The following is a 14,743-nucleotide window of genomic DNA, read 5'->3' as shown; positions in this document are numbered from 1 at the left end:
TGCGGCAATAAAGACTGAGGCGCAATAGCGCCTCAGATTGCTGACAAACCGCTTAAGTAAAAACGGATGACAAGGCCGGGTTGTCACTATCAATACCAGCGAAAAATACGCTTGCCGACCGCGAAGCTGACCAGCCCAATCGCCGACAGCACGGCGGCGGTCGGCAACACGGCGACCACATCCGCGCCTTCGATGAACACCCGGCGCATCATGTTCGCCAGCATGGTCAGCGGCAACAGGTCGATGAAAGCGGCGCCGGGAAAATTCTTGTAGCTGAAGAAAATACCGGACACCAGCACCTGCACCAGAATAGTCACTTCCAGCAAGCCGTTGGCTGTCTGCGCTTTTTTGGCGCGCGACGCCGCCAGCACCGCAATCCCCGAGAAGCAGAGATTACCGGCCAGATTCAGCAGCAGGAACGCGCCAAACTGCCCCTGGATGCTGACATCGAAATAGATTTTGGCGAACCAGTAAATAATCAGGATCTCGATAAAATTGATGATGAAGCAGGATAGGATGTGCGCCAGCAGGAATATGGACGGGTTCATCGGCGTGATGCACATCTGCCGCGTCACCCGCGTGATGCGTTTCTCCACCAGCGCCCAGCCGACGGCGATCAGGCAAGTCTCCATGATGGCCATCGCCAGTAATCCCGGCACCAGAAAATCGATGTATCGCAAGCCGGGGGTATCCAGCACCGACAGATTCTGCGCCACCGCCTGGCCGAACGCCTGTTCCGATTCATTCAGCAGGTAGTAAGTCAGCATCGCTTCGCTATTCTGCGGATCGAGATAATACAGACGGCGTTGCGTCTGGTCCTTGTCCGTCAGCGTTTCCACGATAATCTGAATATCACCGCGTTTGAGCGCCAGAATGATGTCGTTGTAATCCTGATAGTAATTAACGGTGTACTTGATTTTGATCGTATTCTCCCGCTTCACCTCCGCCCGGTTGACGATCGAGGCGATTTCATGCGGTTTTTCCGTCAGCGTCTGCCCCCAGGCGCGGATCTGCGCCTGTTGCCCGGCATCCTTCGGCAACAGGATGCCGATATGCCGTTCCGGAATGTCCTGCATCGAGAACGACACCCCCAGCAGCCACACTAGCAGCAGTGGAAACCCGAACGACCAGAACAGAATCTGGGGTTCGCGGAAGTATTGACGAAACTGCGTCAGCATCAACGAAAACAGTGCATTATTCATGGAACCCCCTGCCCGCCAGCGTCATGAAAAGGTCATCCAGCGTTTTTTTCCGCACCACCAGTTCGATGATGTCGGTACGCGCTTCGCTCGCTATCGCCAGTAAATCGCCGAGAAACTGGGTGGCGTTAAAGGTCAGCAAATTGATGCGATGCGTCGTGGCGTCATAGTGGTAACGCAGCACTTTGGGGTGCTGATGCAACGTCTGCAACCGTTCCGGATGCGAGGCCCGGCATTCAATTACCTCACCCACGCAGTGTTTCCTGAGCAGTTCGTCCATGGTGCCGTGGGTGAGGATCTCCCCCTGATTCATGATGCAAATGCGGTCGCACAGGTATTCCGCTTCCTCCATGTAATGCGTGGTCAGAATCATGGTGGCGTTATTCTCTTTGTTCAGCTTGCGCAAAATATCCCAGGTATCGTGGCGAATACGCGGGTCCAACCCGGTGGTCGGTTCGTCCAGAATCATGATTTCCGGTTCATTGAGAATGGCTACCCCCAACGCCAGCCGCTGGCGCTCGCCGCCGGACAGCCCTTCCACATAGGTTTTACGTTTTGCCGTCAGTTCCACCATCTCCATCACCTCTTTCATGCGCTGACGGGAACAACGGTAAAAGCTGGCGAACAACGACAGGGTTTCCTCCACTTTCAGCTTGTTGATGAACAGGGTTTCCTGCAGCACCCCGCTCAGGCGGTGGCGCAGCCAGTCCTTGTCTCTGCTCCAGCTCTTGCCCAAAATCCTGACCTTGCCGCTGTCCGGCTGTTTCAACCCTTCAAGAATTTCCACCAGCGTGGTTTTGCCCGCGCCATTCGGCCCCAGCAGGCCGAGAAACTCGCCGCGGTAGACATCCAGCGAAACCCCTTTTAGTGCCTGATGGTCCTTGTAGGTTTTCACCACCTGATCAAACTCGATCACTTTCTCTTTCTGTTTCATATCCATTGAATGTCCGGCCCATTTAACCAAGGGAAGAGAGCTGTTGACGAAGCAGCTGTAAAAAACGATCCATGCCGTCCTGATTAAAACAGCAGCACGTGATGTGCAGTTTTAACTGCCGGTCGACCCCGCGGGTAATGTAGATATTGATGGTGTCGCTTTCCCAGCGGGTGGCGATGTCGGCATCGGTAAAATAGTCCGATTCCCGGCAGTGGCTGATAGCCAGGGTTGCCGACTGCGCCTGCGGCGCGTCGGTCTTGAAGGCATCCTGCAACACGTTGATGTTGATCAGCGGGTCGGCCACGCCTTTGGCCCGCCACGCCGGATCGCGCGCCCACCACCAGCGGGGCGGTTTGGGTTCCATGAACAGGAAATCCGCCAGAAAGCGCGGATAGAGCCGGGCCTTGCGGGCGATGCCGCAATAAAGACGGCTCAACCATTCGATGCCGGTCACCAAAAACCGGGGGCTGTGCGACCAGCGCTGGCGGGCCAGAATGCCGATCGGCAGGCTCCACGAGTGCATATGCTCATAGGCTTGCAGCACATTCTGCCGCACCTGCTCCAGCAGAGCGGCGAGATCCGGCTGCCGGCTGAAATCCATCGGCACCGGCATGGCGCGCAACTGCGGCGCCATCAGTGTCTCGGACCCCGGCTGATTGCGCCCTTCCAGCACCGAATTGAGGGCAAAACGCGACTCGCCGCTCAACTGATGCACCACCTGCCCGATGATCGCCAGCAGCACCATCTGCACGCTCATGCGGTGCTGGCGCGCCAGCTGCTTTATGCGCTCCATATCGCTGTCTGCCAGCGGGATATCGCACTGGTGGTCGATCAATTGCTGCTGGTTGATCAACGACAGCGGAAAGTGGGCGTAGCGATAGCCCGCCAGATGCTGACGCCAGAACGCCAGCTCGGCCCGCAGCTCCTCGTCGCTTTGCACACGCTCCTGCGCTACCCACTGCTCAATCGGCGTCGCGTCCTGATTATCGTGCGGGGTGCGACCGGCGTTCAGCGCCGAGTAAACCTGCCATAACTGCTGTTCAAACAGGTGAAAGGCGCCGCCATCGGCAATGATGTGCGGCATACTCAACAGCAGCAGGTAGCGTTGCGGCTGCAACTGGAACAATTGCGCCCGCAGATGGGGCGGCTTATCCAGCGCGAACGGCTGCGCCATAAACCTTGCCGACACGGCTGAAATACGCTGGCGACGCTCCTCTTCACCGCACCCATCCAGCTTGATCACCGAAAGGTCAAAGCCGTGGAACGCCCGGCATTGTTGCACCGGCGTCCAGTGGCTGAAGGCCATGCGCAAACTGCTGTGCCGGTGGATCAGGCAGTTCAGCGCTTTTTCCAGCAGTTCCGGTTGCAGGTCGCCTTCAATCAAAATACCGGACTGATTGTTGGCGGTGTCCCCCAGCGTCATCGCCACAAACCAGAAACAGTGCTGGGCATACACCAGCGGCACCGCCGCCCCTGCAACCGCCGCGTTCACGACATGCTCCGATGACGCCGAAAACGAATTCAGGCTACTCATACGCTCGCCTCCAGCGCCGGTTGGGCCGATTCCTGACGCAATCGCGCCTGCCCGGCCAGTTTGCCGATGGTGGGATAGTCATAGATAAAGCCCACCGGGAACGCCACCTTCAGCTGTTGCTTGATCTGGGCGATGATTTGCACCGCCATCAGTGAATGGCCGTTCAGTTCGAAGAAGTCATCGTCAACGCCGATCGGTCCCAGCCCCATTTTTTCCTGCCAGATGCGGGCGATGGTCTGCTCAATGTGGTCACGGGGCGCCAGATAGGCGTTGCTGAGCGGCGGACGCGGGTACAGGCTGGTTTCCTGCCCGTTTTCCTCCGCCGGCGCGTCGTCCTCAGCCGGGGTATCGGCGTCAGGCAGCGGCAGCCCGCGCGTCGATACCACATACTGCGGCGCCTGACGAACCAGCAGCCGGGCCAGCAGTTCGCAGCCCTCTTGCGGTCGGATGCCGTGACGAATCACGGCCTCGGTGTCGCCGCTGTTCCATTTTTTCAGGCTGTCCACCGCCATCCCGACTTCCTGCCAGGAGTCCCAGCCGATGGAAAGGTAACGGGTGTACGTCCTGCGACGGCTGCGGGCGGTGGCCCAGGCATCCTGATAAGCGTTGGCGGAACAGTAGGCCACCTGGCCCATCGGGCCGACCGCCGCCGCCAGCGACGAACACTGCACAAAGAAATCGAGCGGGCGGCGCTGGAAGTAGCGCTCCAGCACCAGCGTGCCCCACACCTTGGCCTTGAACACCGCCAGCGAATCCGCCGGGGTACGCTGCTGAATCAGGCGTCCATCCGCCACCCCGGCGCAGTGGAACACGCCATGAATAGCGCCGTGGGCGTGAGTGACCGCTTTCAGCGCCTGGGCCACCTGACGGGCGTTACCCAGATCGGCGGCGATCACCGTCACTGTGCCGCCCAACTGCTGAATTTTCTGTAGCTGCCTGATTTTCAGCGATTTCTCATTACGGTCGTCGTGTTCGTCCAGCCATTGCTGCCAGCGTGATTCTGCCGGTACGTCGCCGCGCCCCAGCAGAATGACGTGCGCCCGGTAGTGCTGCGCCAGCCACTGCGCCACCGTCATGCCGATGCCGCCGAAACCGCCGGTCAGCAGATAACGGCCGTGGGTCAGCACCGGCAGTTGCGCCTCGTCCGCCGGTTCGGCCACCACCTGCTCCAGACTCGGGACATAGCGGGCACCGCCGCGCAACGCGACAAACGGTTCGTCGCCCGGTGCGCCCAGCTCCGCCAGCAACGGCGCCAGATTGCGGTCAAAGGCCGGTGCAAACAGCACGCGCGACGGCGCATCGATGTCGATGCTGCGGCACACCAATTGCTCGAACTCTTTTTCCAGCACCCGACAAGGTCCCACCAGCAGCGAACGCGCCGGGTCGCAACGATCCGTCGGCGTCACCGCATGCAGTCCATTCGACACCACATGCAGCAACAGCGGCGTCTGGCGCTCGGCGCCGGCAAACTGGCGGGCAATGCTCAACAGGGTTTCGTAGTGACCGATGGCGGTATGCACCGGCAACGCCCGGCGTGACACCGGCCAGCACAGGATCAGGTGATCCAGCGGGAATTTCTGCTTCGCCAGCGAGGACGCCAGCGCCGCTAAATCCTGCGGCGCGTTGGGTTCGATCACCCAATTCAGCGGATTTCTACGGCTAAAACGTTTGCCCGCCGTTACCCGACACACCTGCGCGCCCTGCTGTTCCAGTTGCCCGGCCAGCCGTTCCGCCAGTCCGGTTTTATCCATGAACAGCACGATGCCGCGACCGCTCCACGTCACGCGCGGCGCGGCGTTGAGCGGTTTCTGATGCCAGCAAGGCTGGCTGGCCCACTGCTCCAGCGGCAGGCGCTGACCGGTCGGAGCCGCCTGCGACGACGGCGTTGTCGCCGCGGCGGCAAGCCGGGACAGATCGTACACCTGACGCTGAAAGGCATAGCCCGGCAGCGGGATACGGCAACGGGACTGGTGACGGTAGAACGCGCGCCAGTCCGGCTTGACGTCCCACTGCCATAGCTGCCCCAGCGCGCTCAGCAACTGGCGATAATCGTTCTCGCGGTGACGAAAATCGGGTTGCATGCCCAGCACGCGACTCTCCGAGCGATCGCCGTCCAGTTGCAGCGTCGCCAGCCCGGTCAGCGCCTTGCCGGGGCCGACTTCCACCAGCAGCGACGAGCCGTAACCCAGCAGGCTGGCGATCCCCTCGCTGAAAGCGACCGGTTCGCGCAGCTGGCGCACCCAGTAATCCGGGTCGGTCGCCTGCTCATCGCTCACCCAGTCGCCCGTCAGGCAGGAGATAAACGGCAGTTGCGGCGCCTGCAGGGTCACGCTGTCGAATACGCGCCGGAACGCCTCCAGACAGCCGTCCATCATCGGGCTATGGAATGCGTGGGACGTATGCAGCCGTTTGGTTTCAACGCCGTTTTCTTCCATGCGCTGCGCCATGCGGTCAATGGCCTCGGCCGGGCCGGACACCACGCAAAACCCAGGCGCATTGCTGGCCGCCAGCGTCACGCCGTCAATCAGCGCTTCACGCGCCTGCGCCGCCGGCATCGAGAGCGCCAGCATCGTGCCGGGCGGCATGGCGTTCATCAGTTCGCCGCGACGGCTCACCAGCGTCAGCGCATCCTCCAGGCTGAACACCCCGGACAGACACGCCGCCACGTATTCGCCGATACTGTGCCCGATGCAGGCGGTCGGCACGATCCCCCAGTCCATCAACTGGCGACTCAGGGCGTATTCGACGACGAACAGTGCCGGTTGGGTAAAGCGGGTCTGGTACAACGGTGAGTCCTGGTCTTGCCCGTCGGCCTCAAACAACAACGGGCGAATATCCAACCCCAGCAACGGATGCAGCAAGGCAGCGCAGCGGTCCACCGTTTCACGGAATACCGGCGCCTGCTGATAAACCCCGGCCATCATGCCGGGGTACTGCGAACCCTGCCCGCTGAACATGAACACCAACGCCTTTTTCTCTTTGGCGACCTTAGCCGTTGCCGGGCTGGCCTGCACCAGCAGCGACAGCGCCTGCTCACGGCCTTCCACCGCCAGACTGTAGCGATAAGGCAGATCGCTACGCCCCTGCTGGAGCGTATAAGCGGCATCGGCCAGCGATGCCTGCGGCGTGGAGGCGAACCAGTAATGAAAACGGGCGATGTTGTCCCGCAATGCGGTCGGCGTATGGCCGGAAAAGCATAGCAATTGCGTCTGCGGCGCAGGTCCGGACGAACCGACAAAGCGCGACTCCTCCAGAATGACGTGGGCGTTGGTGCCGCCGATGCCGAACGCGCTCACCCCGGCGCGGCGCACCTCGTCGCCGCCCCACGCTTTGCCTTCGGTCGGGATATAGAACTGGGTGCCGTCCAGCACGACTTCCGGGTTAAGACGGGTAAAGCTGATGGCGGGCGGAATATAGCCGTAGCGCAGCATCTGCGCCGCCTTGATGACCCCGGTCACGCCCGCCGCCGAATCGAGATGGCCGATATTGGCTTTCACCGACGCCACAGCGCAGCTTTGCGGCACCGGGTGGTCAATCTGGTACGCCTCCTTGAGCGCCTTGACCTCGATCGGGTCGCCCAGATGGGTGCCGGTGCCATGCGCCTCGATATAGCCGATGCTGCTGGCCGGCACGTCCGCCGCCAGCAGCGCCCGTTGCAGGGCATCCACCTGCCCTGCCACCGACGGCGCGCTGAAACCCAGCTTACGCGAACCGTCGTTGCTGATGGCCGAACCTTTGATGATCGCCGTAATGGTGTCTCCGCTATCCAGCGCATCCTGCAACCGCTTGATAACCACCGTCGCCGCGCCATCGCCGCCAATCATGCCGCTGGCGTCGGCGTCGAACGGGCGGCAATGACCGTCGTGCGACAGGATTCCGCTGTCGCCGAACCGGTAGCCGCCTTTATCCGGCATGCCGATATGCACCCCTCCCGCCAGCGCCATATCGCATTCGCCCATCAGCAACGCCTGACACGCGAAGTGCAGCGACACCAGCGAGCTGGCGCAGGCCGCGCCGATGGTCATCGTCGGGCCGTGCAGATTCAGCTTGTACGCCACGCGGGTGGAGACAAAATCGCGGTTGTTGCCGTTTTGCAGTTCCGACAGCGACACATGGCGCAGCACGTCAGGTCGGTCCATCAGACAATGGATCAGGTAACTGCTCTCGGCGCTGCTGGCATAAACGCCGATTTGCCCGTCAAACTTGTCCGGCGCGTAACCGGCGTTTTCCAGCGCATGCCAGCACACTTCCAGAAATACCCGCTGTTGCGGGTCGATCGCTTCCGCTTCCCGCGGCGAATAGCCAAAAAACGCCGCATCAAACGCGCAGGGTTGCGCCAGGTCCGCCGCCCGCGCCAGATAATCTTCCTGCTGACGCAGCGCCGCAGGGATGGCGGCGGCGTCCAGCTCTTCATCGCTCAGGGTGCGGATCGACTCCACCCCCTCCACCAGATTCCGCCAGAATTGCGCCACATCGTCAGCGCCGGGGAATACCCCGGCCATACCGATAATCGCCAGTTCATAACCGTGGGTTGATTGCACGTTCTCCATTACCCCATACTCCTTTTGGCCTGCAACGCGGACAAACGGCGCCGCCCTTCCTGAATACTGCTTTCCACCTGCTGGCGATCCCGCGTTTGCGCCGCCTTATCGCCCCGGATGTGCTGCACCAGTTGTTCGATGGTGGTGAAATTCAGCAGATCCAGCACGCTCAGCTGCGGGAAGCCGCTGGCTACCAGCTTGAGGTGCACCCGCGCCAGCAGCAGCGAGTCGCCGCCCAGATCAAAGAAGTTCTCTTGTTGATCCGGCAACGGGATGGACAACACCTCCGCCCACACCGCCTGAATCGTCCCGACTAACGGGTCGCTCTGCGGTTTCAGGGTGACGGGCGCCTGCAGGCTCTGTTTCAGGCTCGCCACGTCCAGTTTGCCGTTCATGGTCAGCGGCAGCGAATCGACAAAGCTAAACCGGCCCGGCACCATGTAACGCGGCAGGCGCTCCAGCAGGAAGGTGCGCAGCGCGTGGCTGTCGGGCTGGCTGTCCGCCAGTCGAACCACACAGGCGACGATTTGCTTTTTGGGCCCATCGCTCACCACCACGGCGGCGGCGCGTTCGATGCCGGGGTGCTGGCACAGCACCGACTCGATTTCCCCCAGTTCGATGCGATAACCGCGAATCTTGTTCTGGTTATCCAGACGGCCGAGGTATTCGATGTTGCCGTCTTCAAGCCAGCGGCCGCGATCGCCGGTTTTGTACAGGCGACGGCCGGGTTGCTGCGGATGCGCCACAAACAACCGGTCGTACAGTTCGCGCTGATTCAGGTAGTCGAGCGCCAGACCATCGCCGCCGATGTACAGTTCGCCCGGCGTGCCAACCGGCACCGGCTGCATGAAGCGGTCCAGAATCAGCACCTCGTTGCCGGGGTTGGGGCGGCCGATAGGAATGCCCTGCGCGTCGTTCACCGCGTCGGCCCGGTAGCGATAGCAGGTGGTGAAGGTGGTGTTTTCCGTCGGACCGTAGCCGTTCACCAGCTCCAGCTGCGGGTACAGCGCCTGTATGCGCGCCGCGTGGCTGGCGGACATCGCCTCGCCGCCGCTGAGCAGTTGCCTGACGCCCTGCAATGCCTGCGGTTGTTCATCCACCAACAGGTTGAACAGCGACGTCGTCAGGAACAGGCATTCCACCTCGTGCTGCTGAATCAACTGCGATAACCGGGGAATATCCACGCCGTCATGCGGGTAGATGACGATAGCGCCGCCGTTGAGCAATGGCCCCCACATCTCCAGCGTAGAGGCGTCGAAACTCACCGCCGCCAGCATCAGAAAACGCTGGTACGGCTCCAGCTCGACATAATCCACTTCCCTGACCAGCCGCAGAATGCCGCGCTGACCAATCAGCACCCCTTTCGCCTTGCCGGTGGAGCCGGAGGTGTACATCACGTAGGCAGGCAACGCATTGTCCGCCGACACCGGCAGCGCGGTGTGCGGCATCGACAGCCAGGGTCCCTGTTCCCCAAGATACAGCACCGGCACCGGCGTCTGCCGCACCTGCGCCTCGTCGCCCTGGCGGGCCAGCATCAGTACGCAGTTGGCGTCCTGTAGCTGTTCATGACGCCGGGCGACCGGGTCTTCCTTGTTGAGCGGCACGTACACCGCCTCCAGCTTGGTCAGCGCCAGAATCGCCGCCACCAGCTCGATGCTGCGCCCCAGCCACAGCCCGACGCGATCGCCTTTTTTCACCCCCTGCCGCGCCAGCCAGTGCGCCAGTTGCGTGGTGTGGCCGTCCAGCTGTCGGTAGCTCAGCCGCCGCTCGTCCAGAATCACCGCGGTGGCATCCGGCTGACGCGCCACCTGTTCGGCGAACAGCGCCGCCAGCGTATCCGTTCCCTGATAGCCCGGTTTGCCGTGGCTGAACGCCGCGACCTGCGCCCGTTGCGCATCGGTCAGGAACGACTGACGCGTATGAATGGCCTGCTCGTCGCTCACCATCGCCCGGAACACTGCCCGGTAGCAATCCGCCATATGCCGTACCTGTTCATGGCTGAGCAGGTTTTCGTTGTAGTCCAACTGGATGGAAACCTGATTACTGACCAGCGACGACGTGAGCGTGTAGTGCTGGAAATGCACATTGAGCGCAAAGTGAGTGCCTTCGTGCACCGCATCGCTATTGAGGTTGCTGGCGACTTCAAACCCCAGCTCCGGCAACAGGCGTTCGTAGACATGGAAATCCATGTAGTTGAACAGCACTTCGTCCAGCAGCGGCTGCGGGCCGAATTGCCGCTGGATGTCCGCCAGCGGGAAACTGCGGTACGGCATCATGCCGCTCTCGTTGGCGAAGGTCTGGCGGATCAATTCTCCCCAGCTGTTCTCGGTTAATTGCTGCCGGAACGGCAGGATGTTGAGGAACAGGCCGTAGAGTTGATCGCCGCCTTTGGCCTCCGGACGGCCGTTGGTGGGGATGCCGGTCAACACGTCGTTTTCGCCGCTGAACAGGCTCATCACCTTGAGGTGAGCGCTCAGCAACACGCTTTTCATCGGTACCGCCAGGTTGGCCATCAACCGGCGGATGCCTTTATAGACCTCCGCGTCCAGCGTCAGCGATATCGAGCGCAGGCGCGGCGGTATGTCCGCGTACCCCTGAGCGCCCGCCTTACGCGGCAGTTTCAGCAAGGTGCAGTCCGCCAGCTTCTCTTGCCACCACTGCTGTTGGAGCGGGTCGTTGATCAGCCGTTGTTCCTGAGCGATGAAATCGCGGTATTCGATGCCGGTTTTCGCGTCCGGCAGCCAGTCTTTGACGCCGGTCAGCGCCGCATAGCGGTTAAAAATCTCGACAATCAGCGAATGGTAGCTCCAGCCGTCGTACACCGGGTGACACTCGGTGAGCGTGAACTGAAAACTGGTGTCGTCGCGCAGGTAGATGAAGAAACGCAGCAACGTGGGGTTGAGCAGGTCGAACGGCGTGACCCGCTCCGACTCCAGCAACGCCTTGATGCGGGCTTCCTGTTCGTCGGCACTGAGGTGACGCAAATCTTCAAACACGATCGGCAGTTCGGCATGCCGCAGCACCAGTTGCAGCGGCTGGCTGTAATTTTCCAGATCGAACGCGGTGCGCAGCACGTCATGACGCGCCACCGCTTCCTGCACCGACTGACGGAACGCCGACTGATCGAACGGCCGCGACAGCCGCAGGTGGGAGGTGCCGGTGCAGTGGTAGACGTTGGCGTCCGGCGTCAGTTGCATGTGGTAGAACATCCCCGCCTGCATACGGCTCAGCGGATAGGCATCCACCACCTCATCCGGCAACCACGCCCGATCCTGCGCCGAAATCAGGCTGAACGGCTCGGTGCGCGCTACGCCGCCGCGCTGCCCGGACAGCGTCTGCTCAATCAGCGTCGCCAGTTCGGCGATAGTCTGATGCTGGAACAGGTCCACCAGCGACAGGTTCCAGTCCAGATCGTTGGCGCGCCCCACCAGTTGCACCCCGCGCAGCGAGTCGCCCCCCAGCGCGAAGAAATTGTCATGCACGCCGATGGCGTCGAGTTGCAGCGCCTGACGCCACAGGTCGACCAACCGACGCTCCACCTCGGTGCGCGCCGCCACGAATTCGCTGGCGAGCTGCGGCCGGTCCTGTTGCAGCGCCAGCAGCGCCGCCCGGTCGATTTTACCGTTGGTGGTCAACGGCAGCGCCTCCAGGAAGTGAAACACCGACGGCAGCATGTAATCCGGCAGCGTTTCCTTCAATCCGGCGCGCAGCATTTCCGTGGTGCACGATTCGCCACTGACCACGTACGCCGCCAGCCGGGTCTGCTGCTGTTCGTCGCGCTGCGCCAGCACAATAGCCTGCTCCACCTGCGGCAGCCGTTTGAGGGTGGTTTCGATTTCGCCCAGTTCGATACGAAAACCACGAATCTTCACCTGATGGTCGCTGCGACCGAGGTATTCCAGCGAACCGTCGGCATGGAAGCGGGCCAGATCGCCGCTGCGGTAGACCCGCTCGCCGCGTTGATTTTGTGGTAATGGATCCTGTGATGACGGGTCTGGCGGGAAAATATCCCGCAGCGGGATAAAGCGCTCCGCGGTCAGCTCCGGCCGGTGCAGATAGCCTCTGGCCACCCCGGCGCCGCCCACGTACATTTCGCCAATCGCGCCGAGCGGCACCAGGTTCCGCTGAGCGTCCAGCAGATAGATGCGCAGGTCATCCAGCGCCACGCCGATCGGGCTTTTGCCGCCCTGCTGCGCATCGGCCTGGGTGATTTTGCGCCAGGTGACGTGTACCGTGGTTTCGGTGATGCCGTACATGTTGATGATTTCAGGCTGGTCATCGCCGTATTTGTCGAACCATGCCCGCAGCGACGCCGGCTCCAGCGCCTCGCCCCCCAACACGATGTAGCGCAGGCTATCGCATCGCCCCGGCGCCTGACTATCGGCGGCAATCAGTTGATAGAGCGCGGACGGCGTCTGGTTGAGCACCGTGACGCGCTCATCGTCCAGCCACTGGCGAAAACGCGCCGGCGTGCGGGTCACCCAATAGGGCACTACGCTCAGCCGGGCGCCATACAACAGGGCGCCCCAGATTTCCCACACCGAAAAGTCGAACGCGCAGGAGTGGAATAACGTCCACACATCTGTTTCACCGAACTGGAAGTGGCGTTCGCTGGCGCTGAACAGCCGCAGCACGTTCGCGTGCGGAATCTCCACCCCTTTCGGATTGCCGGTAGAGCCGGAGGTGTAAATGATATACGCCAGGTCATCCGGCGTGACGGCGACCTCCGGGTTGGTTTCCGGCATGGTGGCAATCAGCCCGGCTTCGTTGTCGAGACTGATGAAATCGGCGTCGCTCCCGGCGAACAGATGGCGGAACGGCTCGCCGCCAATCACCCAGTTCAGCCCGGCGTCCTGCACGTAGTAATGAATACGCGCCTGCGCGTGGCTGCTGTCGATCGGCACGTAGGTCATGCCAGCCTTGAGGATGGCCAGAATCGCCACCAGCGTGTTGTCGTCCCTTTCCAGACAGAGGCCGACCCGCGACGGATGCTCCCCCGGCTGCGCTTTCATCTTCAACAGATAGTGGGCCAGTTGGTTGGCGCGCCGGTTAAGTTGCCGGTAACTGACGCGCAAACCGTTTTCACCGCTGAGCGCCACCGCCTGCGGGCGGCGCGCCGCCTGCTGTTCAAACTGCTGATGCAGCGTGGCGGTGACCGGATGGCTGGCGCGCTCGCGCTGCCAGTCATTCAACAGCAGCGCCTTTTCCTCCGGCGTCACGCACTGGTAGGCGCGCAGCGGCGCCTCGGGCTGCGCGACGATCTCCGACAGCAGGAACATGAAATTACGGCTGAGACGCGCGATGGTGTCGTCGTCAAACAGGTCGGTGCTGTACTCGAAGGCGCCCAGCAGTTCATCGCCCTGTTTTTCCATTGATAACGTCAGGTCGTATTTGGCATGCTCGCCCAGCGTTACCCGCGGCTGGCTGTCGATGCCGTCAAACCGCCACTGGCTTTGCTCGTATTCGTCAAACGAGAACATGATCTGAAACAACGGTGAATAACTGAGGTCGCGCGGCGGGTTGATCGCCTCCACCAGTCGGTCGAAGCTCACCTGCTGGTGCTCCAGCCCGGCCAGCACCGTCTCGAAAACCTGTTGCTGCAGCTGGTCGAAACGCTGCTCCCGGTCAAGGTCAATGCGGTAGACCAGCGTATTGACGAAAAAGCCCACCACGTTTTCCAGCGCCAGTTGGCCGCGACCGGCGACCGGCGTACCGACAGCCAGATCGGTCTGGCCGCTGTAGCGGTGCAGCAGCAGATAAAATGCGCTGAGCAGGGTGGAATAGAGCGTGTTGTTGCGCTGCCGCGCCAGCTGCGCCAGTTTCCGGCTCAGCTCCCCGGGCAGACGAAAGCCGAGGGTTTTGCCGCGGGTGCTGATGCGCGCCGGGCGGGCGTGGTCGGTGGGAAAGGCAATCGGCTCAATGCCGCGCAGCCGTTCCGTCCACCAACGCAGCGACTGTCGATAGCTCTCCTGCGCCATCTCCTCCTGTTGCCAGGCGGTGTAATCGATGTACTGGATATCCAGCTCCGGGCGGGTCAGGGTCTCGCCGCGGCGGGCGGCGTTGTAGCCTTCCGCCAGCTCCCGGCTGATGATGCCCGCCGACCAACCGTCGGAGATGATGTGATGCAGCACCATCAGCAACAGATAGCGCTGTTCGCCGCAATCAAACAGCGTAAAACGCGCCAGCGGCCCCTGATGCAGGTCGATATTCTTGTCCCGCTCGGCGGCCACCCGCTGTTGCTGCTGCGCGTCATCGCAATCCGACACGTCCACCCAGTCGACCGGCAGCGCGCAGTGCTGATGGCAACGCTGCCACAAGACATCCTGTTCAAAGGCGAAATCGGTACGAAATGACTCATGGCGCGCCGCCAGCCAGTCGACCGATTGCTGTAGCGCCGCCCGGTCCACCGGCCCGTTCAATTCCAGCAAGGTCGGAATATGGTAGTTGGCCGATTGCGGTTCCAGTTGTTGCAGTAACCATAATCTCTTCTGCGCCAAAGATGCAGGGTGTTGAAAAAAGGTCTCTTGCATGTTTT

The 14,743-nt window shown here is 61.8% G+C and carries 5 protein-coding genes; all 5 read right to left on the bottom strand.

All coding sequences use genetic code 11. The features are described from left to right. Positions 1 to 89: 89 nt before the first annotated feature. From DXX3274_RS07715 to DXX3274_RS07695, 5 genes are read right to left on the bottom strand one after another with little or no spacing between them, the layout of a single operon-like run. Positions 90 to 1,202: an ABC transporter permease gene (locus DXX3274_RS07715; RefSeq protein ID WP_042859303.1), complete on the bottom strand. Its 1,113-nt coding sequence runs from the start codon at positions 1,200 to 1,202 to the stop codon at positions 90 to 92. Beyond that, positions 1,195 to 2,139 (bottom strand): ABC transporter ATP-binding protein, encoded by a 945-nt coding sequence (locus DXX3274_RS07710; protein WP_038918436.1) that lies wholly within the window; start codon positions 2,137 to 2,139, stop codon positions 1,195 to 1,197. Before DXX3274_RS07710 ends, DXX3274_RS07715 begins: the two co-directional genes overlap by 8 nt. A gap of 16 nt (positions 2,140 to 2,155) precedes the next feature. Beyond that, positions 2,156 to 3,667, bottom strand: coding sequence for a condensation domain-containing protein (locus tag DXX3274_RS07705; RefSeq protein WP_050569827.1), 1,512 nt, complete (start codon positions 3,665 to 3,667; stop codon positions 2,156 to 2,158). Further along, on the bottom strand, positions 3,664 to 8,217 hold the full coding sequence (locus tag DXX3274_RS07700; protein ID WP_042859302.1) for a type I polyketide synthase: 4,554 nt from the start codon (positions 8,215 to 8,217) through the stop codon (positions 3,664 to 3,666). Before DXX3274_RS07700 ends, DXX3274_RS07705 begins: the two co-directional genes overlap by 4 nt. Beyond that, the gene (locus DXX3274_RS07695; protein WP_042859301.1) at positions 8,217 to 14,738 is read right to left on the bottom strand and encodes a non-ribosomal peptide synthetase; all 6,522 of its coding nucleotides are present in this window, start codon (positions 14,736 to 14,738) and stop codon (positions 8,217 to 8,219) included. The genes DXX3274_RS07700 and DXX3274_RS07695 overlap by 1 nt, the downstream gene beginning before the upstream one ends. Between the last annotated feature and the right edge of the window lie 5 nt (positions 14,739 to 14,743).

Source organism: Dickeya sp. NCPPB 3274, from assembly GCF_000406205.1.
In the GTDB taxonomy this organism is placed as follows: Bacteria; Pseudomonadota; Gammaproteobacteria; order Enterobacterales; family Enterobacteriaceae; genus Dickeya; species Dickeya fangzhongdai.
Note: the sequence above shows the minus strand (reverse complement) of the source record. Positions and strands in the feature narration are given on the sequence as shown.